At 42.9% G+C, this 22,628-nt stretch carries 22 protein-coding genes; 8 read left to right on the top strand and 14 right to left on the bottom strand.

All coding sequences use genetic code 11. The features are described 5' to 3' along the window. Nucleotides 1-5: 5 nt before the first annotated feature. The gene (locus F0145_RS10355) at nucleotides 6-827 is read right to left on the bottom strand and encodes a PorV/PorQ family protein (protein ID WP_150088331.1); all 822 of its coding nucleotides are present in this window, start codon (nucleotides 825-827) and stop codon (nucleotides 6-8) included. 89 nt (nucleotides 828-916) lie between these two features. Here F0145_RS10355 and yidD point away from each other — a divergent pair, with 89 nt between their 5' ends. Together yidD and F0145_RS10345 are read left to right on the top strand one after the other, a co-directional pair. Further along, nucleotides 917-1,138 carry a membrane protein insertion efficiency factor YidD gene (yidD, locus tag F0145_RS10350; protein WP_150088330.1) on the top strand — a complete coding sequence of 74 codons (222 nt, stop codon included), beginning with the start codon at nucleotides 917-919 and terminating at the stop codon, nucleotides 1,136-1,138. 217 nt (nucleotides 1,139-1,355) lie between these two features. Next, nucleotides 1,356-2,144, top strand: coding sequence for an SdiA-regulated/phytase-like domain-containing protein (locus F0145_RS10345; protein WP_150088329.1), 789 nt, complete (start codon nucleotides 1,356-1,358; stop codon nucleotides 2,142-2,144). Between the two features lie 86 nt (nucleotides 2,145-2,230). Here F0145_RS10345 and F0145_RS10340 read toward each other — a convergent pair whose 3' ends face one another. The 6 genes from F0145_RS10340 to F0145_RS10315 form a co-directional block, all read right to left on the bottom strand. After that, entirely contained in the window at nucleotides 2,231-3,037 is an 807-nt protein-coding gene (locus F0145_RS10340; RefSeq protein ID WP_150088328.1) for a hypothetical protein, read from the bottom strand. Between the two features lie 276 nt (nucleotides 3,038-3,313). Continuing rightward, on the bottom strand, nucleotides 3,314-4,180 hold the full coding sequence (gene lgt, locus F0145_RS10335) for a prolipoprotein diacylglyceryl transferase (RefSeq protein WP_150088327.1): 867 nt from the start codon (nucleotides 4,178-4,180) through the stop codon (nucleotides 3,314-3,316). Nucleotides 4,181-4,313: 133 nt separating this feature from the next. Then, a complete protein-coding gene (gene nadE, locus F0145_RS10330) occupies nucleotides 4,314-6,185 on the bottom strand; it encodes an NAD(+) synthase (protein ID WP_150088326.1) in 1,872 nt (623 codons plus the stop codon). A gap of 68 nt (nucleotides 6,186-6,253) precedes the next feature. Next, nucleotides 6,254-6,973: a ribonuclease III gene (rnc, locus tag F0145_RS10325; protein WP_223815956.1), complete on the bottom strand. Its 720-nt coding sequence runs from the start codon at nucleotides 6,971-6,973 to the stop codon at nucleotides 6,254-6,256. Between the two features lie 19 nt (nucleotides 6,974-6,992). Further along, entirely contained in the window at nucleotides 6,993-8,246 is a 1,254-nt protein-coding gene (gene fabF, locus F0145_RS10320) for a beta-ketoacyl-ACP synthase II (protein WP_150088325.1), read from the bottom strand. Between the two features lie 62 nt (nucleotides 8,247-8,308). Then, nucleotides 8,309-8,545, bottom strand: a complete 237-nt coding sequence (locus tag F0145_RS10315; RefSeq protein WP_026462992.1) for an acyl carrier protein — start codon at nucleotides 8,543-8,545, stop codon at nucleotides 8,309-8,311. 183 nt (nucleotides 8,546-8,728) lie between these two features. Here F0145_RS10315 and F0145_RS10310 point away from each other — a divergent pair, with 183 nt between their 5' ends. Together F0145_RS10310 and pyk are read left to right on the top strand one after the other, a co-directional pair. After that, nucleotides 8,729-9,154 (top strand): IPExxxVDY family protein, encoded by a 426-nt coding sequence (locus F0145_RS10310; protein ID WP_150088324.1) that lies wholly within the window; start codon nucleotides 8,729-8,731, stop codon nucleotides 9,152-9,154. A gap of 6 nt (nucleotides 9,155-9,160) precedes the next feature. Beyond that, nucleotides 9,161-10,591: a pyruvate kinase gene (gene pyk, locus F0145_RS10305; protein ID WP_150088323.1), complete on the top strand. Its 1,431-nt coding sequence runs from the start codon at nucleotides 9,161-9,163 to the stop codon at nucleotides 10,589-10,591. A 273-nt stretch (nucleotides 10,592-10,864) separates the two neighbouring features. Here the strand turns inward: pyk and rpsT are convergent, their stop codons facing one another. Then, nucleotides 10,865-11,128, bottom strand: a complete 264-nt coding sequence (gene rpsT / locus F0145_RS10300) for a 30S ribosomal protein S20 (protein ID WP_150088322.1) — start codon at nucleotides 11,126-11,128, stop codon at nucleotides 10,865-10,867. A 251-nt stretch (nucleotides 11,129-11,379) separates the two neighbouring features. On the opposite strand from rpsT, the gene F0145_RS10295 reads away from it, so the two are divergent. Next, on the top strand, nucleotides 11,380-12,351 hold the full coding sequence (locus F0145_RS10295) for a YheT family hydrolase (RefSeq protein WP_150088321.1): 972 nt from the start codon (nucleotides 11,380-11,382) through the stop codon (nucleotides 12,349-12,351). Nucleotides 12,352-12,400: 49 nt separating this feature from the next. Here the strand turns inward: F0145_RS10295 and F0145_RS10290 are convergent, their stop codons facing one another. The 5 genes from F0145_RS10290 to F0145_RS10270 form a co-directional block, all read right to left on the bottom strand. Further along, complete coding sequence (locus F0145_RS10290) at nucleotides 12,401-14,887, bottom strand: DUF5686 and carboxypeptidase-like regulatory domain-containing protein (protein WP_150088320.1); 2,487 nt, start codon at nucleotides 14,885-14,887, stop codon at nucleotides 12,401-12,403. A 158-nt stretch (nucleotides 14,888-15,045) separates the two neighbouring features. Then, nucleotides 15,046-15,228: a hypothetical protein gene (locus F0145_RS10285; RefSeq protein WP_150088319.1), complete on the bottom strand. Its 183-nt coding sequence runs from the start codon at nucleotides 15,226-15,228 to the stop codon at nucleotides 15,046-15,048. A gap of 241 nt (nucleotides 15,229-15,469) precedes the next feature. Continuing rightward, entirely contained in the window at nucleotides 15,470-16,108 is a 639-nt protein-coding gene (rsmG, locus tag F0145_RS10280) for a 16S rRNA (guanine(527)-N(7))-methyltransferase RsmG (RefSeq protein ID WP_150088318.1), read from the bottom strand. Nucleotides 16,109-16,458: 350 nt separating this feature from the next. Continuing rightward, nucleotides 16,459-17,070 carry an RNA polymerase sigma factor gene (locus tag F0145_RS10275; RefSeq protein WP_146903759.1) on the bottom strand — a complete coding sequence of 204 codons (612 nt, stop codon included), beginning with the start codon at nucleotides 17,068-17,070 and terminating at the stop codon, nucleotides 16,459-16,461. Continuing rightward, a complete protein-coding gene (locus F0145_RS10270; RefSeq protein ID WP_150088317.1) occupies nucleotides 17,061-18,113 on the bottom strand; it encodes a glycosyltransferase in 1,053 nt (350 codons plus the stop codon). Before F0145_RS10270 ends, F0145_RS10275 begins: the two co-directional genes overlap by 10 nt. 252 nt (nucleotides 18,114-18,365) lie before the next feature. Here F0145_RS10270 and tgt point away from each other — a divergent pair, with 252 nt between their 5' ends. The 3 genes from tgt (at nucleotide 18,366) to F0145_RS10255 (ending at nucleotide 21,860) form a co-directional block, all read left to right on the top strand. After that, nucleotides 18,366-19,496, top strand: a complete 1,131-nt coding sequence (tgt, locus tag F0145_RS10265) for a tRNA guanosine(34) transglycosylase Tgt (RefSeq protein ID WP_150088316.1) — start codon at nucleotides 18,366-18,368, stop codon at nucleotides 19,494-19,496. A 215-nt stretch (nucleotides 19,497-19,711) separates the two neighbouring features. After that, the gene (locus tag F0145_RS10260; protein WP_150088315.1) at nucleotides 19,712-20,791 is read left to right on the top strand and encodes an LptF/LptG family permease; all 1,080 of its coding nucleotides are present in this window, start codon (nucleotides 19,712-19,714) and stop codon (nucleotides 20,789-20,791) included. A gap of 115 nt (nucleotides 20,792-20,906) precedes the next feature. Next, nucleotides 20,907-21,860, top strand: a complete 954-nt coding sequence (locus F0145_RS10255) for a DMT family transporter (RefSeq protein ID WP_150088314.1) — start codon at nucleotides 20,907-20,909, stop codon at nucleotides 21,858-21,860. Here the strand turns inward: F0145_RS10255 and ispE are convergent. Continuing rightward, nucleotides 21,808-22,617, bottom strand: coding sequence for a 4-(cytidine 5'-diphospho)-2-C-methyl-D-erythritol kinase (gene ispE, locus F0145_RS10250; RefSeq protein WP_150088313.1), 810 nt, complete (start codon nucleotides 22,615-22,617; stop codon nucleotides 21,808-21,810). The two genes, F0145_RS10255 and ispE, sit on opposite strands and share 53 nt — an antisense overlap. Nucleotides 22,618-22,628 lie beyond the last annotated feature (11 nt).

Raw genomic sequence — 22,628 nt, 5'->3', positions numbered from 1 at the left:
AGCCTTTATTCAAACCCGTAAGAAATTGAAAGATGGTTGCTAACACCCAGAACCGAATGGCTGCCCAAGGCATAATCGATGCTAAACCGCTGGCTAACAAAACCCACCCCTGCCGTAGCAGCTTGCCGGGCGGTAGAAAAACCGGTACGTAAAGCCAGTTGCGTAATGGGTTTATACTCCAATCCTCCTTTAACATCAGCCGAATACCGCAAGTCCTTTTCCGTTTCTAAACTCAGCAATAATTTAGAACCGGGCTGATATGCCAAGCCGGCTTTCATAACCGTAGGGAACCGCTCGCTTTGGTAACTGGCTAATTTGGCCTGATTAAAATTAAAAATATGAGCGCCAAAGGTAAGTTTCGGAATTATTTCGGATTGGCCGCCAAACGACAGAGCCACAGCTCGCCGGCTGCCCAATTGTTCCAGGTGTAGCTGCAGCAAGGTCGCTTTCAGGCCCAAACTCACCGGACCAATGCGGTGCGCATAACCCAAGCCCAGTTTTTGTTCGTTGTACAATTTATCGCCGAACCGCAGCAATTCCAGCCCAAGCGCACCGTTCTTTCCTAAAGCGTATACGCCCTGTAGGGTAACGGTACTTAAGGCTTTTAAATTAAATCGGTTCTCGGCGTAAACGCCAACGGTAGGTTTCTTAATAGCCGTAATGCCCGCTATATTATTGGTTACAGCCCACACATCGGTTAGCGTTACGGCTACTCCGGCTAAACCGGCTGTCCGGGCGCCAGCAGGTTGCGGATCGTTGCCGGCCCAAACAGGCAATCTTAAACAAACCAGCATTATTAGGAGCACCAGCTTATTTTTATATTTCATGTACCCGCCCGGTAATTGCAGATTTTAGTTATTAATTTTACCTCATTAGCAAGGGTTATTTACGTACTTAAAAGGTAACCGATACAATTATGCAAGGGATAGTTAAACAAATTTTATTGGGTATAATTTGGATTTACCAACGAATGATTTCGCCCCTTAAACCACCAAGTTGCCGGTTTACACCAACTTGCTCGCAATATGCCGCCGAGGCTGTTACCAAACACGGCCCGTTCCGGGGCGGTTGGTTAGCTTTAAAGCGTTTAGCCCGCTGCCATCCGTGGGGCGGCACGGGTTACGATCCGGTACCCTGATGGCACAAAAGCATTATTGTTTTTAATCCAGAAAACCCCGCTTCTTGTTTTGCGTTTTATTTATTTGGAAAATACAAAAATGCTTTTAATTAGTTTTTGTTTCTGAAGAACGAATATGCGCTTGATTCTTAAATTGGGGATTGTTTTAATATGCTGCTCTGTAGCAGTCTACGGTTTTACTGATTACGGTACTTCTAATACCCTTCCTGCTGAAACTTTGAAATTAACAACTTCCACTACTAATGCCACCAACACAACCGAAAACATAGCCATAAAAATTGCAGCGTTGCCTTCCGAAATAAAAGAAAGTTCGGGCATAGAACAAGCCGGGAAACCCGGAATATATTACACCCACAGCGATGCGAACAACCCGGCTAATATTTACAAAATAGACGAAAAAGGAAATTTACTGGCAACTATAACCTTAAACAATGCCGAAAATGTAGACTGGGAAGATTTGGCTCGCGATAACAAAGGGAATATTTACATTGGCGATACCGGGAATAACAGCAACAAACGAAAGGTGCTGAAAATATATAAGCTTAACCCGCAAGACCCAGATAACCTGCAGGAAATTACCTTTGAATACGCCGACCGCAAAAATGGCACCGCCGATAAAGCCCATTATGAATTCGACTGTGAAGCTATATTCTGGCACCAGAACAAATTGCACTTAGTAACCAAAGACCGGGAAGACGGCGTGCAAGCCAAATTATACGAATTGCCCGATAAACCCGGCACCTACGAAGCCAAGCTAATCGAACAATATGAAGTAAACCAACCGGTTACCAGCGCCGATATTAGCCCGGATGGTAAAACGCTGATGCTGCTGAGCAAAGGTAAAATTCATTTATTCCACCCCACAGCTACGGGTGGTTTCTTCGGTGGTAAAATGCAAACCTTAAATTTAGGTAAGGTTGGCCAAACCGAAGGCGCCGTTTTCACGGGTAACCAAGAACTAATTATTACCAACGAAGAAGGGCACCTCTACCGGTATTCTTTTTAAAAACCGTAAAGAGCCAGCCAACTAAGCACGTATATATTTCATTTCAACCAACATCCGGCATAAATATTATTTAAGCTAAACCCGATTTATTTTTCTTTGGCCCAGATTTCGTAAATTTTATTGCCGGTAGTACTTAAACCCCGGTGGTGCCAGTCGCCGTTTTTCAATTCATAATCAAAAGAAATGCTCATGCCCACCCGTTTATTATCGCGGGAGAAAAACTCAATATTTTCGGTGTACTTGCCATCTTTAAGGGTGTAAGTGCCGCCGCCGGTGCCAAAAAACTGTTTGGTTTCGGGGTTAATGGCTGCCCACTGAAACCACTTACCCGATAGCCATTTTATGGTTTTGCGGGCACCGCGTTGCATTACCGTCATCTGGCCCGGCTGGGTTTCGCGCTCCCGAATGCGCCAGGCACCGGTAAGCGGACTGTCGCCGGCATCTACCCGCTCCCAAGTTTCAATAATATTTTTACCGTTTTTTGCTGTACTGGTTAGTTGCAAGGTACTGCCTTTGGTAGTTAAATTATATACCTTACTGGTACCAACCTGTACTGAATCTTGGGTAAAATATTCCAGGTTTTCGGTATAGCGGCCATTTTGCAGGGTATACGTACCACCTTGCGCGCCTATAAATTCTTTATTATTCAGGTTATAATCGGCGGCCGTAAAATAACCATCTGTCAATATTTTTACAACGTTGGGTGCTGTTCGGGCCGGATCAGTTGTTTTTACCAAACGCCAGGCCCCTGTAAGTGCCCCAACAGCTAGCTTCTGATTTGTACCGGCAATATTCGCTGACTCGCTAACCCGAAACCCAAACGCGCCTACGCTCATAAAAATCAAAATTAGAAATGCCCCGACAGGTAAATTTAATATTTGTTTTACTTTCATGTGTTTTGGGTTAAGGGTGAATAATTAATACAGCGCTGGTATTTTAACGCATATACCAAAGCAAGATAATTTACTAGTAATTATATTATTTTTTAATATTCCTTAGCCGGCACTACCCGAAGCTTTAATATTTGCGTTTTTGCAACCAAAAAATATTAGGGCATTTCTCAAGGTTTAATTTGCCTCTAAAAATGCCCTAATGGTTGTTACGGAATGAGGAAACGTCCTGTTTACAAGGCGCTACTCGGGTATTTTACAAAACTGCGTACCGGCAGCTTATCTTTTTACTTTAACTTTACTTTCTTCCGGATCGAAAGGATCAATAACCGGCACAACCGGGTGGGTGTAAGAACGAATTAATACCCATAAGCCCACTAAAATAAGCGGAATACTCAATATTTGCCCCATATTTAAAGTCATGGTTTCTTCAAAATCTACCTGTGCTTCTTTCAGGAACTCGTATAAAAAACGCAGGGTAAATAAAATAACCACAAACAAACCAAAAATACGGCCGCGCGGCGTAGCGGCTTTTAAACGGCTCCAAAGCAAGAGTAGCGCTAAAAATAATAAAAAGCTGGAGATAGACTCGTAAAGTTGGGCCGGGTGCCGGGGAACCTGCGGAAACTCAAAATTACGCATAAATATAAATGCCCAGGGTACATCTGTTGCCTTACCTACAATTTCGGAATTAAACAGATTACCCAACCGGATTAAAGCCCCGCCCAAAGCCACTACAATTACAATGCGGTCTAGTACCCACAAATAATCAAATTTATATTTTCGGGCAAACAAGTAAAGGGCCAGCAAAATACCTACGGTAGCCCCGTGGCTGGCCAAACCACCCTCCCATATTTTAAGTATCCGGATGGGGTCTTTTAAATATACTTCCGGCTCGTAGAACAAACAATGACCCAAACGCGCTCCCAATACCGTACCCACAATCATGTAAAGCGTAATTACATCTACCCACTTTTCCCGAACACCTTCGGCCTTGTAAATGCGGGTCAAAATTATTTGTCCGAAAACAAAGCCCAATGCAAAAAGCAACCCGTACCAACGCAAAGCCACACTGCCAAATATTGGCAAGGTAAATCGGAATATTTCGTCGGATACGTCCCAGGTAATGTAATTTAAAACAGCCATAGTTAGGTATGTAAAATTCAAAATTACGATTTTGTGGGGAGTACACAACAAGCGCCTATTTATATAAAGCAAAAGCCCCAATTTACTAACGGGGCTTCTGCTTTATATTATATTAACTATTTAGCTGATGGCATTAAAAATCCAGCTCTTCTTTAAAGCCGCCGCTTAAAATCGGAAACCGTAACCAACTCCGGGGGTCCAGGTTATAGTCATCGAGGTGAAAGGCCGGGGCGTAGCGTTCGCGTTTCCATTGGTTGCGGGTCCAGAGGGTATAAAAGCGGCGAATATACATTTTCAGCACATCGTCGGGTTCCGAACCGCGCATTTTTTCGAAAACCTGCTCCGGTGATAAACGGTCGTAAAACGCATGCCGTTCTATTTGGTTTAAAATGGGATACGGCATTAAATCCTTTTCATCGGTTTGGGCTTGTTCGGCGGGTCGTAATTCGGCCGTAGGTTGCAGATTATTTACGTACTGCAAGCCTTCGTAACCCAATTCGCGCTGCGCCCAAACGAGCCATTGCCGCAAAAAAGCTTTATCTACGCCGGCCAGCGGCGAAATACTACCGGCCGTATCGCCGTCCATGGTGGCATAACCAACGGCGGCTTCGCTGCGGTTAGAAGTAGACATTAATAAAGAACCAGTTAAGTTCGCCAGCATCCAGATAACCGGAGCCCGCACCCGCGCCTGAATATTTTGCAAGGTAACATCGTCGGTTTCCCAGGTTAGCTTACGGCCAATCGATTTTTCAATTTTATAGGTATAACCGGCTACTTCATCATCAATAAACCAATTATAAAAAGTAGCGCCCAAACTTTTTGCCAGGCCTTCGGCTGATAGAAAAGTATCTTCGGAAGAGTTGCGGGAAGCCTGGTAAGCACAAATAAGCAAACGACCACAAAGCGCTTTTACCTGGGCATCTTCCGCTAAATTTTTAAGTTCGGCAATTTCTTCTGGTTTAAAAAAGCCCAGCCGTTCGGTAAATTCATCTAACCCAATCTCACAAATGGCCCGCCGAATCATTTCGGCCACCGCTACGGCGCACATCGAAGAATCGGCCCCACCACTAAGCGAGAGTACGTAACCCTTGCTCCGGCTTTTGCGCAAATAATCAAATAATGCCAAACTTAAAGCCGCTATTAATTCTTTCGATTCGTCAATTTCACCCAACGAAACCATCTGGTTAATTGGTGGCAACGGGTTGGCAAAATCTACCGCAGATGCTTCCATATCTACTTGCTTAAAGCTGAGTAAATTATTGCGCAGCACCAGGTTACCATTTTGGGCAATTAATATTTCGCCGTCGTAAATCATGCGGCCGGCTTCATTGCCCAGCAGGTTTACGTATAAATAAGCGCAGTTAAATTTTTTAGAAGCATTCAGCACCAGTTTATACCGCAGGTCGGTTTTGCTCATGGCAAAGTGGCTGGCGCTGGGGTTTATAATAAGTTGTACGCCTTTTTCTAAATGCCGCACTGCAGGCCGATCGGTATCGGGTCGCCAGGCATCTTCACAAATTTCAAAAGCGTATTTTATTCCTTGTTCTTCATAAATAATATCGCCAATCTGGTAGGTTTGGCCATTTATTTGGAACTCCCGGATTTCATTGGCCGGCCACGACGAAAACCACCGGGGCTCGTAGTGTACCCCATCGTTGGCTAGAAATTGCTTGGCGGTGAACCCAATTATTTCCTGGTTCCGGATAACGCAGGCCGTATTAAAAACCTGCCCGAACACACGCACGGGTAAACCGATGCAAACCGTTAATCCCGCGCACCAATTTTTTACTTCCAGTAATTTCTCAAAAGCCCGTTCGGGTAACCACGGACTCAAAAACAAATCTTCGCAGCCATAACCCGTAATACAAAGTTCGGGCAAACACAAAATATCTACCTTTTGCTCCTGGGCTTGGGTAATGGCGGTTTTAATATTCTGGAGATTATTCTCCCAATCGAGTGGAGTCTGGTTCAGGGCAGCGCCTGCCAGTTTTAAAGAAGTTTGCATAAGCTTATAAAAAAAGGAAAACCTGATTTTAATGTGCGTATACGCAAGGCACACTAATCCAGCCGAAATTAAGCAACCTGCAGCAAGGTTAAACTTTTTTCGGCTGCCGCCTGTTCGGCTTTCTTTTTAGAATAACCCGTGCCGGTGGTAATTGGTTTATCGTCGATGGTTACTTCGGCGGTGAATTCGGTGGTACTGCCCGATTGCTTTTGCTGCACAATTTCGAACCGGATATTTTTATTCTGGCTTTGGGCCCACTCTATTAATTTGCTTTTAAAATTAACGGTGGTATTTAATAAGGTATGAAAATCGAAATGCGGCTTTATAAGCTTATCCAGAATAAACTTTTTAGTGGTTTTGTAGCCTTTGTCTAAATAAATAGCGCCCACCAAAGCTTCCAGCGCATTGCCATTTATCGATTTGAAACGGGTATGCTGGTTTTGCTGGTCTATTTTAACTAGCGTATTCAGGCCAATTTTTACGGCAATATGGTTCAGCGACTCGCGGTTTACAATCCGGGAACGGATTTCGGTTAGGAAACCTTCGTCTTTGTAAGGAAATTTTTTAAACAGAAATTCCGCTACCACTGCCCCCAGAATAGAATCGCCTAAAAACTCCAGCCGTTCGTTTGTTTCGAGTTTAGCCGATTGATTTTGTTTGGCAAACGACGTATGGGTAAGGGCAAGCGTATACAAGTAAACATTATCCGGCGTAATGTTTGTAACGTTTGTTATGGCCTTAATAAAGGCCCGGTCTTTATGTAATAATTTATTAAAAAGTGTAAACACCAACCTAACAGGATTACGCCTACTCCGTTACCCGGCGGAATATTACCGAAGTATTATGACCGCCAAACCCAAAAGTATTACTTAAAGCTACATTTACTTCGCGGGCCTGCGCTTTGTTAAACGTAAAATTTAATTTTGGGTCGAAACTTTCGTCGTCGGTAAAATGATTAATGGTAGGCGGCACCATATTGTTTTGGATAGACAAAATGGCTGCTACAGACTCTATTGCCCCAGCCGCTCCCAACAAGTGACCGGTCATGGATTTGGTAGAGCTGATGTTTAACTTATAAGCGTGTTCGCCAAAAACCTCTTGTATGGCTTTGGCCTCGCTTAAATCGCCCAACGGCGTAGAAGTACCGTGCACGTTTATGTAATCTACCTCTTCGGGTTTAATGCGGGCATCGCGGATTACATTTTTCATTACGTTTAAGGCACCTAAGCCTTCCGGATGCGGAGCCGTAATATGATAAGCATCGGCACTCATGCCGCCACCAATAATTTCGGCGTAAATTTTAGCACCCCGGGCTTTCGCGTGTTCGTATTCTTCCAGCACAATTGCCGCCGAACCTTCTCCGAGTACAAAACCATCGCGGTCTTTATCGAAGGGACGGGAAGCAGTTTCGGGAGAATCGTTACGCTCAGACAACGCTTTTAAAGCATTAAATCCACCCACACCGGCTTCGGTTACAGCCGCTTCCGAACCGCCGCTTACAATTACATCGGCCATTCCTAACCGGATATAATTAAAAGAATCGATTAAAGCGTTGGTAGCCGAAGCACAAGCTGATACCGTTACGAAATTAGGTCCGCGGAAACCATATTTTATAGAAATATGGCCGGCACTAATATCGGCTATCATTTTGGGAATAAAGAAAGGATTGAAGCGTGGGGTACCATCGCCGTGGGCAAAAGCCACGCATTCTTCCTGAAAGGTACGTAACCCTCCTATGCCGGAGCCCCATATTACGCCAATCCGGTCCGGGTCAAGGCCATCCTGCAACAGGTTGGCATCTACTACGGCCTGGTCGGCGGTAACCATGGCGAACTGAGAAAAAAGGTCCATTTTACGCGCTTCTTTCCTATCGAAATAGTTTTCGGCGTTATACCCTTTTACCTCGCAGGCAAACTGAGTTTTAAATTTACTGGCATCAAATCGTGTAATCGGCGCGGCACCACTCACTCCGTTGATTAAACCATTCCAGTATTCTGAAACAGTATTACCAAGCGGCGTGAGTGCGCCAAGGCCAGTAACTACAACTCTCTTAAGCTCCATAGGCTAGCACAGAGGGTGGAAATTTGGGAAATGTGTTGAACAGAAAAAATAATCAGGAAGAACTATTTAGCGTGCTCTTCCAGGTAGCTGATGGCCTGACCAACGGTGCCAATGTTTTCAGCCTGATCATCCGGAATAGAAACGTTAAATTCTTTTTCAAATTCCATGATAAGTTCTACGGTATCCAAAGAATCGGCACCTAAGTCATTGGTAAAGCTGGCCTCCGGCGTCACTTCAGATTCTTCTACACCCAATTTATCGATGATAATAGCTTTAACTTTTTCTGCGATTTCTGACATTTTCTTTAGTTTTTTGAAATACTGTGCAAATTAAGAGATTTAAAAACACAATGTCAAAAAAAATTATTCAGATACCCTTGTGGATAAATGTTTTCTCCCTTTGGTGAAGCAATTAATTCAAAGGCTGCTTACTTTTAGCGTTCATTCCTATCATCAACTTTCACCTTTAAACCCATACGCTCTATGAAAACATTTAAGCTGGAAGTAGCATACGATTATGATTTTGATATTTTTGGTTTGGTTTCTTCCAGTAAAGAACATAAACTTGCATGGGCATTGAATAAATGCTTTAAAATAAGGCTTATCAAGCAACAAGACTTAAAGTACGACTTTTTTAACAAAGGGCGCCTCGTGATATCTAACTACCTGCATGCCACCGACCATAGTACTTTCAGACTTATCCGCAACAAATCCGTAGACTTAAGCACTTTAAAAAAACCTTTTCTGGTACCCGATATTAAAGAGTTCGATTACATTATCCAGATTTCCGGCGTGCTCAGCAACTGCCAGCAGGAACTTCTGAATAGCTTTAAGCTTGTACCATTAGTTCAATACGTTAAAAAATTTGACCCTAATTCCTTTCGGTTTAAGGAAAACCTGATGTTTTAATATTTTATGGAAGTGAAATTTAACAAGACCAAAATTATAGCCACGGTTGGCCCGGCCAGCAATAATTATGAGATGCTTTCGGCCCTGATTAAAGAAGGCGTTGATGTATTCCGGCTCAATTTTTCGCATGGCAAACACGAAGACCACCGCCATGTAGTGCAAACGGTACGCCAGCTTAACCAAGAAATGGGTACCCACATTTGCCTCATGCAGGATTTACAGGGCCCTAAAATTAGGTTGGGCGATGTAGAAAACGGCCAGGTAGAAATTAAAGCCGGCGATAAAATAAAATTGGTCTGCGATAATTCGGTAAGTACCGCTACCCGCTTATCTACTATTTACATGGATTTGGCCCGGGATGTAAACGTAGGCGATGCCATCCTGATTGATGACGGTAAAATTGAATTGCGGGTTTTAGCTACCGATAAAGACAAAGAAGTAGAAGTAGTGGTTATTTATGGCGGTCCGGTTAAGCCGCGTAAAGGCATTAACTTACCCGACACGTCGGTTTCAGCACCTTCGCTTACCGAAAAAGACGTGCAAGACCTCCATTTTGGCTTAGATAACGATGTAGAATGGGTTGCCTTATCTTTTGTGCGCAAGGCCCAGGACATTGCCGATATTAAACGCATCATAAAAGAACGGGGTAAAAACACGCTGGTAGTTGCTAAAATAGAAAAGCCGGAAGCCATCCGTAACATCGACGAAATTATTGCCGCTACCGATGCTATAATGGTAGCCCGCGGCGATTTGGGCGTTGAAATTAAAGCCGAAGACGTGCCGATGCTGCAGAAAATGATGGTAGAGAAATGTAACAAAGCCGGCAAGCCCGTAATTATTGCTACCCAAATGATGGAAAGCATGATTACCAATGCCCGCCCTACCCGCGCCGAAACCAACGACGTAGCCAATGCCGTATTTGATGGAGCCGACGCTGTAATGTTAAGTGCCGAAACTGCCGCTGGTTCTTACCCGCTGGAAACCATCCGGAGCATGAGCCGCACCATTGCTTCGGTAGAAGCTAACGGCGAGGTTTACCATAAAATAGTAAAACCAAAGCCTGGTGTTGAGTCGTTCTTCAGTAAAACTGTTATCTCTAATGCGTGCGCCCTGGCCCGCGATACCGAAGCTGCTGCCGTGGTTTGCATGACCCGCTCGGGTTATACTGCTTTCCACACCGCCAAGCACCGCCCTAAATCGCATATTTTTGTATTCACAGATAACGCCCGTTTGGTTAACCAACTTAATATGGTTTGGGGAGTTCGCACGTATTATTACGATAAAGAAATATCTTCAACAGATAACCTGATTGCAGATTTCCGGTCTATTTTAACCCATGACGGACATGTAATGGATGGCAACGTAGTTGTAAATATTACCAGCATGCCGGCCACTGATCGCACCAGTGCCAATACCATTAAGCTAAGCCGCAAATAAGACCGCTGATTTTAATGATTAAATAGATTGCACTGATTTCATATTTTAGCAATAAAAAAGCCGGTAAATATTTGCCGGCTTTTTTATTGCTCTTCGCTGGACAAAATTAAAATATACTACTGCTGGTTTTTAAAGGGCCTGCGAATTGGTGCAGTTCGCCTGAGCTGTAGGCATAAAAAAAGCCTTACCCAAAGGCAAGGCTACTGATTATAAAAAACAGGAAAATCTTTTTAAATTGGCTAAGCCAGATTCTGAAATTAAAGCTGCGAAATATTAAGCAGCAGTTGCCAGGGTATTAATGTGTTTGGCCAGTTTAGATTTATTATTGGCAGCTTTATTCTTATGAATAATGTTGCGTTTTGCTAAACGATCCAGCATAGAAGAAACTTTTTTGAAAAGCTCCTGAGCTTCGGCCTTATCAGTAGTACCTTTTAATTTTTTGATGAATGTACGGGTAGTTTTAGCCTGGTATCTGTTTAATACCCGCTTAGCGTCGTTAGCTCTGATTCTTTTTAATGCCGACTTGTGATTAGCCATGGTTTATATTATAAATATTTTTTATTCTTTTCTGAATGAGGTGCAAATTTATAGCTTTTCCTGTTGCTTTCCAAACTTAATAAAAAAAAATCTCTGGTATTTATGATTCAGCACTGGCAATTAGGTTGCATATATTTTAACAAACCGGCCTTATTTTTGGTGTAAAGGTAATTAACAAAGTTTACCTAGGTTCAGATTAATCTTTAACCTGCTTAAAAAAGAGAATACCTTTGTGTTCAAATTAGTTTAGTATGCCAGTTTTAAATTCCGCTTACCGGGGCGGCCCATTTTACTTTTTTAACCGGCACGTAGAAACCATTATTCCGGCTTTATTCCGAAAGGAGAAAAGCATCTTGTACCACCGGGAACGCATCGAAACACCTGACCATGATTTTCTGGACCTGGATTGGGCAATAAAAGGACACCGACGTTTAACTATTATTTCGCATGGCTTGGAAGGTAGCACCGACCGCCCTTATGTAAAAGGTATGGCCAAGCAAATGCATAAAATACAGATGGATGTTTTGGCCTGGAATTTTAGAAGTTGCAGCGGCGAACCCAATAAACTGCTCCGCTCCTACCACATGGGCGCCACCGATGACCTGCACACCGTAGTAGAATACGCCTTAAAGACCGGCCGTTACAACGAAATATTTTTAGTAGGCTTTAGTATGGGCGGCAATATTACGCTTAATTACTTAGGCCAGCAGCCCGAATTGGTACCGCAGCAAGTAAAAGCAGCCGCCACTTTTTCGGTGCCCTGTCATATTTTAACTGCTTCAGCCCAAATGGCCAAATTGGAAAACCGCGTTTACATGCAGCGCTTCCTCAAAACCCTCCACCGTAAATTAACCGATAAAATGGCCTTATTACCCGAAGGCATAACCCTGGATGGCTACGAAAAATTAAAAACTTTTCCGCAGTTCGATGACCGTTTTACCGCCCCTATTCACGGTTTTAAAAATGCCGAAGATTATTATAACCAATGCAGTTCCCGGCAATATTTACCGGCCATTCGCATTCCAACGCTTTTGGTTAATGCGCTAAACGATCCGTTTTTATCGCCGGAGTGTTTTCCGGTAGCTGAAGCCGAACAAAATCCTAATCTATTTCTGGAAACGCCGCGGCACGGAGGACACGTGGGGTTTACCGAAGACTTCTGGCAAAATATTTATTACTCCGACAGAAGAACAGCCGAATTCTTTTCTTCTATTATCAAATAATAATGATTTCTGATTTTAAATATCAGAACGCTTTTGCTTTAGAAAATACCTAAAGTTTAAACTGGAACGAAACCCGTAAACCAAATTTCTTTACCGCCGGATCATTTAAATAAGTTAACCGGTGAATGGCATCTACCCGTACTACCCGGAATATATTTTCGATGCCATAACCTACCTCTGCATAAGGGCCGTTATTTAAAGATTTAAAAGAATCCTGGGCCAGATTATCCGGGTTTTGGGGAACAATCAGGTTTAAATTTTCTTTACTCAGGTGGCCGTACAACACATTAGAAGTAGCCAGTAAGCGCCATTTTAGTTTTTTTATCAGGGGTAAGCTATTCAACAGTAAACCTTCAAAATATTGTTCGTAGTGCAGCGAGGCGTAGGTATCGCTGGCAAACTCAAAATTATTCATCAGGTTAAAAGTTTGCACGTAGTAGAAAGGCGTTTGGTTACCCAAGTGTACTTCCAGCAACGGATACGGAACGGGCGAAAATACTTTGCCAGCCTCCAGGCGATAATTGGCTTTACCCAACCGGCCCATTACAAAAGATTGCGTAATACCGGCATCTACGCGCTGGTAATCTACGGTAGAACCCAGGAAATTATTCAGGCCCAAAGTATATTTAAACGACACCACCGGCCACTTGCCGTTACCTAAGCTAATGCGGTCGTTATCGTTAATAACTTTTACTTCGTTATTGGCATACCGGGTTAAAAAGCTTAACTCTGTTGTCGTAAAATCTTTGGTAGGTACGGGCTGGTTATCGGCACCTTTGTTATAAAACGCGAAATTGTACTGCGGCTGAAATACCCGGTTGGCAATGCTAATCCGTTGCGTTACGCCCCGCGAAATATCCCGCTGCAAGTAAGCGCTGGTTTCTTTTGTAAATACCGGCCGTCTTAAATCGCCGAACCGGGAAAAACCCATCAGAAACGGACTGGCTGCCAGCTTCTCCGACATAAAGCCTACCCGCTGCAAATCTTCGCGCCGCGAAAAACCTACTTCGCTCCAGTGTTTACGGGTAATAATATACCGTACGTTGGCACCATATTTTAATCTTTGGTCGAGGGTACCGTAAGCCGTATAGCCGCTAAATTCCCATTTTTTACTAAAATCAATATTGGTTTTAAAGCCTCCCTGAAAACGATGCCCTTCAATATTATTGTTGGCGTACAAATACGGGTAAGGCCCCAGGCTAATTTTAACTACCTTAAAGTAGCCGGTAGCCAGCACATTGGCAATAGTGGCAAACCGGGCCATGCGCGGCGAATGCTTAATAGAATCTACTACGGTATACAAACGCTGATCGGCGGCAGTTAAGGTATCGTGGCGGTTAGCAACCCAAAACGTATCGGTGCTGGTACCCGCCTTCTGCACTATTTGAATAGCTTCGTCAAAAAAGCTGGATTTTTGCGGATTGTTTACTTTAATTTTTTTTGCCGATGTATTAATGTCAACCCAAATACCGGGTCGGGTTTCGCTCAAAGGCGATATTTTCATATTAATACGGGTTTTCACCGGCAGCCAGGCACCCGCCTCGGTGGGCAATTCTTCCTGTACCAGGTGTATTCCTTCCACAAAATTAATATTGGCCGATTTGCTGATGGTAGCATCAATTTTCCGGATGGCAAATGTTTCGTCGTCTATCCAGAGGTAACCGTTAAAAGCCAAATCCTGGGCCCGTTTCTGATTAAACTTAATCTGGTAGCACCAGTTCTCGCCCACCAGCAGGCTATCTTCTAATTCGTACTCGTAAGAACCTTTCCAGCCGTCGGCAATGGGGCTGATAAAATCTTTCCGCAGTACACTTACCCAGTTCTGATAAAAGTTGTAATCCTGGTAAATATTACCAATTACCTGCGAAACCAGGGTGCCATCCTGAATACCAATACCGGTAACCTTAGTAGCTTTCACCAATTCTTTTGTTTTTCTTGGGTCGCGGTTATAAAAATAATCCGATAAACTTTCGGAAATAAAGAAAGGCATCAGTTTTTTACCATTCTGGCCGGTTACAAATAATTGGGTGTCTACCAAAGAGGTTACGGCGGAGCGCAAGCCAATCCGGCCTTTTTTCTGCAGCAGATTATCGGCTTGCAACTGCATGCGGGTGTAAGCTTCGTACTGGTAAGCCGTTAGTTTACGTTTATCGTTTTTCTTTTTGTGAGCCATAACCTGCCGCATAATCCGGAAGGCCGGATTTTCTTCGGGCCGGATTAATATTTCGTTCAGGCTAACGCTGGTTAAACCCAAATCAAAATTAATTACTTGCGCGGCAGCGCCTTTTTTAACCGCTTTTGTTTGGTTTTGGTACCCCACAAACGAGGCCGTAAGCGAGTCGGGTAAGTTAGATAATTTTATATTGTAAGCACCATTTTCATCGGTAGTAGTACCAGTAGTTGTATTTTTGATATATACACTCACAAAAGGTAAAGCTTCGCCGGTGCGGGCATCGGTTACTTTGCCGGAAATCCGGTTTTGTGCCAGCGCAGATACTACCGTAAAGGATAGCAGGATAATCAGCAGGCTTCTCATATGTTGTTCTAATAGAAGTGCAAATATCTTTAAAAAAATACAAATTTTCACTAAAACAGTCGTTAATTTTAGAAATAACTGTTTATAACACTGAAAATAAAATAATTGCACAGGTGGTATGCCGGGGTATAAAATTATTGTTTAACTCAAAGCGGGTATTAGTTCCACCAAGTAGAGCAAAATACTTTGCGAAGGGTTGCATGTAATTTTAAAGAAGATGCTTTTTTTTCAGGCCGCTTTGCCGGTGCTGCCTGGGGTAATACTGAACGATATTTTTCTTTTTTATCTAAAATAATTTCCGGAGCATCCGGATTAAAGAGAAAAAATATTTCTTTTTCCATAGTTACTATTAATTAGATTAGTGATTCAAAAGTAATCTATGGCAACAGAGAAAAAATATTTATTCTAACAAAAACAGACTTTATTTATCTAAAATATTAAATTTAAATTATTAATAATCAATATTTTACAAATTATTCATCTGACTTTATCTTATTCAAGATATTATATAGAAAACTTGTATTTAATAGCAGTTTGCTTGTTTCTTAAACTATAAAAACAGCAAAAATAAATGTTGTTGCGTTAAAAATGGGTAACCGGCACAAAAACTACTTTCTTGGTTTCGAAAAATTCTTCTTCAAAATATTGTTTTAATTCGTGCACCTGGGTAATTAATCCCGATTCTGCTATTTCTGCAGTTAAATCGCCCCCTTTCAAATAATAAAGGCCGTGTAAATTATCGGTGGGTTGTTTAAAGCTGTTGTGAATCCAGGTGTAGAACTCGCCTAATTGGGCTACGGCCCGGCTAACTACAAAATCGTATTTTTCGGTAACCTGCTCGGCCCGGGCTTGGGTGGCTCTAACATTGTGCAGGTGCAAGGCCTGGGCTATTTCGCGCACCACGGTTATTTTTTTACCAATTGAATCCACCAAATGAAATTTTACTTCCGGAAACAGAATAGCCAGGGGCAAACCGGGTAAGCCGCCGCCCGTACCCACATCCATTACCGCACTACCCGCCGGAAACTCTACTACTTTAGCAATACCCAGCGAATGCAAAATATGGTGCAGGCTAATCTGGTCCATGTCTTTCCGCGAAATAACGTTTATTTTCAGGTTCCAGTCGCGCAACAATTGTTCTAAATGGTTAAACTGGTTTTGCTGGCGGGGCGTAATTTTCGGGAAATATTTAGTAACAAGAGTAGCGGCCTGAACAGTCATGTTATATTGATTATTGTGCTAGTTATTTAATGTGGTAATATGCTAATGTGCTAATTGGGTAATTAATGCTGGAATTTCATTGAGATTAATATTTTGTAAATTTATGCACCCGAAATTAATTTCCTCGCTTCCTGATGCTAAGTTAAAGCTGGATGAAATAGTTTTTTGCGATTACATCGTTTAAAAAGACCTGCCCGCAGAAATAAATATTAGGTTACAGCCGCAATTTACCGGCGAAAGTAAAAAATAAGCCCCGATACCTGAACAGCACCGGGGCTTACATTTAATATTTTATTAAAATTCTTTTTATCTAAAGAAAGAACTAACAACTAAGCACTAATAACTAAAATTTAAATTAAGTGCTTCTTGTTTTTAACCATGTCGTAAAGCAACTCGCGGGCGCGGTGCAGCTGGGCTTTTACAGTACCCAGTGGGGCGTTCAGTTCAGTAGCTATTTCTTCGTACGATAATTCATCGAAATACCGCAACGTAACCAGGCGCTGGTATTTATCGGGCAGTTTGCTTACGATAAACTGCATAATCTGGATTTTCTGGTTCTTAATAGCGCTTTCCTGCGGATTCAGGTTCAGGTCTTTAAAATCAATGTTTATCTCATCGCCATTATCTATTTTAATGGCCGAGTCGATGCTCATAGTTTTGATTTTATTTTTCCGGATAAAGTCGATACAGTTGTTCGTGGCAATCCGGAAAAGCCAGGTACTAAATGCATATTCCGGGTTAAACTTATGCAGGTTCCGGAAAGCCTTGGCAAAAGCCTCAATGGTTAAATCTTCGGCATCGTCGGGGTTGCGCACCATTTTAAGCACCACGTGGTAAACGGGCTTTTTATATATGTTCATCAGCTCCGCGTAGGCTTTTTCGTCGCCCTCCTCTACGGCCGCCTGAATAAGTTTAAAATCGTGTTTCGCTTTAGCAGAAAATTGTTTATTGTTTATTTCCATCTTACTTTGTTAAGAATTAATACAGAGGCCCCCAGCATCAGGTAGTTCAAAAAGTAAACCAAATCGAGCACGGGCAAGAGAAAAACCGATAAAGGCTCTTTAATTTTTCGGGCTAATAAAACATACACAAAGTATACAACGATACTGCGTAGGGTAAAAAGTATGCCAAGGAAGATTAAATTATCCGGCACAAACAAAAGAAAAATAGCGGTTAAATAAAAGAAAATATTAGATAACATAAAGATTCCTATCAGCAATTTATCGGCCAGTTTATAATAACGGCCCACATTTAGGTGTCGCCTTTTCTGAATAACCCATTCCGAATACGTTTGTTTCGGAATACTTTCGGTCTGGCATTCTCTGCTGATAGCTATATTTACTTTGTGCCGCGGAGCAGCGGTTTGTACAAATAAATCATCGTCTCCTCCCAAGATATTTATGTGTGCGGTAAACCCATTACTTTCATAGAAACATTTTTTAGTATAAGAGAGGTTCCGGCCTACCCCCATATAAGCCCTGCCTTTTACACTAAAAGACAAATACTGAATTGCAGATAACAAGGTTTCAAATCGGATTAAATGATTTAAAAAACCTGGTTTTTTACTATACGGCGAGTACCCCAGCACCATTGCTGCACCATTGGTAAAACCCGCCATTATTTCACCTATCCAGTTGTTGCTCAATGGCATACAATCCGCATCGGTCAGTAATAAATATTCAAACCGCGCAAAATCCACGCCTTGGGTAAGTGCATATTTCTTCTGATTTTCCGGCCGGCCTGTATTTTCAATTTTAATATACCGAAAGTTTTTATATTTACTTTGTAATTGTTGTAAATATTCGGCGGTATTGTCCGAAGATCGATCGTCCACCACAATAACTTCAAAGTCAGGGTATTGCTGGGAAAGAACGGCAGGCAACAGGCGCTGTAAATTATTAAGTTCGTTGTGGGCGGCAATTATTACCGAAACCGGCTTAGGCGATTGGCCCGAATTTGCTACCGGCGGGGTGTAAAAATAAAATGGCAGAAAATAATAAAACATGTACCCCCACTGAATGAGCACACAAATAATAAGCAGAATATATAAAAAATCAATAGCCAAACGATATTCCGGAATAAGCGCGTAATATTAGCTTATTTTTCGCCGATTATAGGCTGGTTGCAGGAATAAACGGGTACCGGTTCGGCAAATTAAATATTTAGCCGTAATTTTGCCTGTTATTTTAATACCAACAACCGGTCTGTTTTTTTAAGAAAGCCTTGCGCCAAAACAGACATTCCGGCAGCACCAACCATGACATTCGAACTTACCGCTAAAGATACTCATTCCAAAGCCCGCGCCGGCGAAATAACCACCGCGCACGGCAACATCCAAACGCCTATTTTTATGCCCGTTGGTACCGCTGGCACCGTAAAAGCCGTGCACCAGCGCGAACTAACCAACGATATTCAGGCGCAAATAATATTGGGAAATACGTACCATTTGTATTTGCGGCCGGGCCTGGAAGTGCTGGAACAAGCCGGTGGCCTGCATAAATTTAATGGCTGGGACAAACCCATATTAACCGATAGCGGTGGCTACCAGGTTTATTCGCTTTCGGGTACCCGCAAAATTGTGGAAGAAGGCGTAAAATTTAAATCGCATATCGACGGCTCTACGCATTTTTTCTCACCGGAAGGCGTCATGGATATTCAGCGCACTATTGGGGCCGATATTATGATGGCTTTTGACGAATGTACGCCGTACCCTTGCGAATATAATTATGCCAAAAAGTCACTGGACATGACGCACCGCTGGTTGCAACGCTGCTGCGACCGTTTTGACAGTACTGAAGGCAAATACGGCTACGACCAGACTTTATTTCCGATTGTGCAGGGCAGTACCTACAAAGATTTGCGCATCCAATCCGCCGAAACAATTGCTTCTTTTAACCGGGAGGGCAATGCCATAGGCGGTTTATCGGTGGGTGAACCGGCCGAGATGATGTACGAGTTTACCGAATTGGTATGCGATATTTTACCCGCCAATAAACCCCGTTATTTAATGGGCGTTGGTACCCCGGCCAATATTCTCGAGAATATTGCTTTGGGCGTAGATATGTTCGATTGCGTATTGCCTACCCGCAACGCCCGCAACGGTATGCTTTTTACCTCGCAAGGCATTATTAACATCCGTAACGAACGCTGGAAAAACGATTTTTCGCCGATAGATGAAACCATAGGGGGTTACGCCAGCACTTTTTATTCTAAAGCTTATTTGCGGCATTTGGTACACAGCGGCGAAATGCTGGGCTCCCAAATATCGAGCGTGCATAACCTTACTTTTTATTTGTGGCTGGTAAAACAAGCCCGCGAGCACATTATTGCCGGCGACTACCTGGCCTGGAAAGACAAAATAGTAAAACAGGTAATGCAGCGGTTGTAGGATTTCGTTGTTCGTTAATCGTTATTCGTTGTTCGGATTAATATTTTACGGATTAAAAGTTTGCAAACCTGTTACATCATGTAATTTATAAGACTTACAGCGTTATTTGCTAAACAATTAAACTACCTTAACAACTTACCCTAAAAAATTAAAAAACAATAGCTTTCGAACAACGATTAACGACTAACAAATAACGAAACAAGTTATTTACACGAATGAAACTCCTCGATAAATATATTCTTAAAAAATTCCTGACCACGTTCGTGTTTGTGGTTTTAATTCTGATTGCCATTATTTGCGTAATCGACTTCACCGAAAAAAACGACGATTTTATTCAGCATAATGTATCGATAAAAGAAATCTTGTTTGATTATTACATTAACCTGATTCCGTTTTACGCCAATATGCTCAGCCCCATAACGGTATTTATTGCTACTGTTTTTGTTACGGCCAAGCTGGCTTCGCACACCGAAGTAGTAGCCATTTTAAGCAGCGGCGTGAGTTTTAAGCGGTTTATTGTGCCTTACGTATGGGGTGCGGCCATTATTGGCGGCGTTACCTTTGCCTTAATCGGTTGGATAATTCCGAACGCCAACAAAACCCGGGTAGCGTTTGAGGTAAAATATATTAAAAACCCGTACACGTTCGATCAGCGGAATATTCACTTTAAGCTATCGCCTACGCAATATGCTTACATGGAAAGCTACAACAACACAGCCAATATTGGCTACCGCTTTACCATGGAAACCATTGAAGACGGCACCCTGAAAAGCAAATTAACTTCTGATGCCATTAGCTGGAACGACGAAAAAAAGAAATGGCGCCTGGATCGCTACGTGCTGCGGGTAATTAACGGCGACAAAGAAGAAATAATCGTACATAACACCCCCGTAGATACTACCTTAAATTTATTACCCAAAGACTTTGCGAGTACGTACCGCCTGGCCGAAACTTTTACCTTACCCGAACTAAACCGCTATATTGACGAACGCCAGATGCGGGGCGCCGATGACGTAGAAATATATTTAATTGAAAAATACGAACGGTTCAGTTACCCTTTTGCCATTATTATTTTAACGGTAATTGGGGTAATTCTGAGTTCGCGCAAAGCCCGGGGCGGCGTTGGTTTCCAGATTGCCTTAGGGTTTGTGCTGGCCTTTATTTTTATAATATTTGTAATTATGAGCCGCAGCCTGGCCCAGGTAGGCGATGTACCACCTATGTTAGCTTCCTGGATACCGTCTATTGTCTTTACTCTTATCGGAATTGTGCTTTATAAAACCGTACCCAGGTAAATTTATCCAACGCAGTAACTTAAGCCTAAACCACCACCAACCTGTTTATATTTGTGTTCACGCTATTCGTTTTGCCCATTTAAACATCGGGTAAGGCTAGTTAATTATTCTTGTTTTGAAAGAATCTGTCAGTTTTAAAAATTACCTGGAACTCCACTTTATTGTTTTTCTGTGGGGTTTTACCGCTATTTTGGGTAAATTAATTTCCGTTCCGGCCGTAGAGTTAGTTTTTGTGCGTACGCTGCTGGCCGCTTCTGCCCTGGCCCTGATTATTTACTTCCGGAAAATTTCCTTTAATGTCGGTCGCAAAGCATTCATCCGGATGCTAGGGGTAGGCTTTATTATTTCGGCCCACTGGATATTGTTTTTTGCTTCGGCGCGGGTTTCTTCTGTGGCTATTTGCCTGGCGGGCATGTCTACTATTAGTTTATGGACCGCCATTCTGGAGCCAATTTTTACCCAAAAGAAAATACAGGCACACGAAATATTCATGGCTTTGTTAATAATTTTGGGTTTATACCTGATTTTCCGGTTCGAGTTCGATCACGTACTAGGCATTGTAATGGCCGTGGTATCGGCATTGCTGAGCGCTGTTTTCTCTATCTTAAACGTTCGTTTGGTTAAAACCTACCGGCCCGCCATTATTAGCTGCTACGAAATGGTAGGTGCTTGTCTGGCTACTGCCTTATTTTTTCCGGTATATGCCCGCTGGTTTACCGATACCGGTACAATAAATTTAGCGCTCACCTGGCTGGATGTACTTTGGTTGCTGATTCTGGCAATTGTATGTACCGTTTACCCATTCACCGCTTCGGTTCGGCTCATGAAAAAAATATCGGCCTTTACGGTAAACCTAAGCATTAACCTTGAGCCGGTTTACGGCATTTTGTTCGCTTATTTTATTTTTAAAGATTCCGAAAAAATGTCGGGTGGCTTTTACCTGGGGGCAGTTATTATTTTATTCAGCGTTTTTTCGCATTCCTTAATCGAGCGATACCTGAACCGGCGATATAAGCTTAAAGCAGCCCCCGCCACACCCGATACGCAGCCGGGAACGTTAGTTCCATAGCCTGTTCTTTCGGGAAGATACCAAAAACCGCCGAGCCCGAACCGGTCATCGCTGCGTACAAGGCTCCGGCCTGGTAAAGTTGTGCTTTAACTTCACCAATTACGGGGTAGCGCGGAAACAAAGCAGCTTCAAAATCATTTTTTACGGTTTCTTGCCAGGTGCTAATATTTTCTTGCAAAGCTGTTAGCAAGGGTTCTGCTGGTGCTTGTGGCACTACCTGGCTGTAAGCTTCGGCCGTGGTAATATGTAAATCGGGGTAAACCACTGTGCAGCCGTAACCTGTTAAATCCAGCTTTATATCCTGAAAAATATCACCTTTTTCAATGGCAAATACCGGTTTGTTCCGGATAAAAAAGGCACAATCGCTCCCCAGGCGGCGCGCGTAATCTTCTAGCTGTTCGGTACTAATATTCAATTTAAATAAATCGTTCAGCAGCTTTAAGGCAAAAGCCGAATCGGCCGAGCCGCCGCCCATACCGGCGCCAATCGGAATATTTTTGTGCAGGTGCATAAAAACCGGCGGCAAATCATAATCGGCCTTTAACAATTCGTAAGCTTTCAGGCATAAATTGGTTTCGGCGGCACCCGGCACCGGAATGCCGGATAAAGAAAATTGCATGGTTTCGGCCGGCAATATTTCCAGGGCATCGCACCACTGCACCGGGTAAAAGCACGACTCCAGGTTGCGGAAACCATCGGGCCGCTTCGAAACAATATTTAACCCAATATTTATTTTTGCATTCGGGAATAAAATCATAGCTGCGAAGT

Origin of the sequence: Adhaeribacter rhizoryzae, from assembly GCF_008629685.1 — a bacterium.
Taxonomy (GTDB): Bacteria; Bacteroidota; Bacteroidia; order Cytophagales; family Hymenobacteraceae; genus Adhaeribacter; species Adhaeribacter rhizoryzae.
The sequence above is the reverse complement of the archived record's forward strand: the minus strand, read 5'-3'. Positions and strand labels throughout refer to the sequence as shown.

Bases quoted from the DNA above. Each gene is read 5' to 3' on its own strand.
- F0145_RS10310 (WP_150088324.1), top strand. From the start codon at position 8,729: ATGAAAACATTTAAGCTGGAAGTAGCATACGATTATGATTTTGATATT.
- F0145_RS10285 (WP_150088319.1), bottom strand. From the start codon at position 15,228: ATGGAAAAAGAAATATTTTTTCTCTTTAATCCGGATGCTCCGGAAATT.
- pyk (WP_150088323.1), top strand. From the start codon at position 9,161: ATGGAAGTGAAATTTAACAAGACCAAAATTATAGCCACGGTTGGCCCG.
- tgt (WP_150088316.1), top strand. From the start codon at position 18,366: ATGACATTCGAACTTACCGCTAAAGATACTCATTCCAAAGCCCGCGCC.
- F0145_RS10355 (WP_150088331.1), bottom strand. From the start codon at position 827: ATGAAATATAAAAATAAGCTGGTGCTCCTAATAATGCTGGTTTGTTTA.
- F0145_RS10260 (WP_150088315.1), top strand. From the start codon at position 19,712: ATGAAACTCCTCGATAAATATATTCTTAAAAAATTCCTGACCACGTTC.
- F0145_RS10315 (WP_026462992.1), bottom strand. From the start codon at position 8,545: ATGTCAGAAATCGCAGAAAAAGTTAAAGCTATTATCATCGATAAATTG.
- ispE (WP_150088313.1), bottom strand. From the start codon at position 22,617: ATGATTTTATTCCCGAATGCAAAAATAAATATTGGGTTAAATATTGTT.
- rpsT (WP_150088322.1), bottom strand. From the start codon at position 11,128: ATGGCTAATCACAAGTCGGCATTAAAAAGAATCAGAGCTAACGACGCT.
- yidD (WP_150088330.1), top strand. From the start codon at position 917: ATGCAAGGGATAGTTAAACAAATTTTATTGGGTATAATTTGGATTTAC.
- F0145_RS10290 (WP_150088320.1), bottom strand. From the start codon at position 14,887: ATGAGAAGCCTGCTGATTATCCTGCTATCCTTTACGGTAGTATCTGCG.
- F0145_RS10295 (WP_150088321.1), top strand. From the start codon at position 11,380: ATGCCAGTTTTAAATTCCGCTTACCGGGGCGGCCCATTTTACTTTTTT.
- F0145_RS10340 (WP_150088328.1), bottom strand. From the start codon at position 3,037: ATGAAAGTAAAACAAATATTAAATTTACCTGTCGGGGCATTTCTAATT.
- rsmG (WP_150088318.1), bottom strand. From the start codon at position 16,108: ATGACTGTTCAGGCCGCTACTCTTGTTACTAAATATTTCCCGAAAATT.
- F0145_RS10275 (WP_146903759.1), bottom strand. From the start codon at position 17,070: ATGGAAATAAACAATAAACAATTTTCTGCTAAAGCGAAACACGATTTT.
- F0145_RS10270 (WP_150088317.1), bottom strand. From the start codon at position 18,113: ATGTTTTATTATTTTCTGCCATTTTATTTTTACACCCCGCCGGTAGCA.
- fabF (WP_150088325.1), bottom strand. From the start codon at position 8,246: ATGGAGCTTAAGAGAGTTGTAGTTACTGGCCTTGGCGCACTCACGCCG.
- nadE (WP_150088326.1), bottom strand. From the start codon at position 6,185: ATGCAAACTTCTTTAAAACTGGCAGGCGCTGCCCTGAACCAGACTCCA.
- lgt (WP_150088327.1), bottom strand. From the start codon at position 4,180: ATGGCTGTTTTAAATTACATTACCTGGGACGTATCCGACGAAATATTC.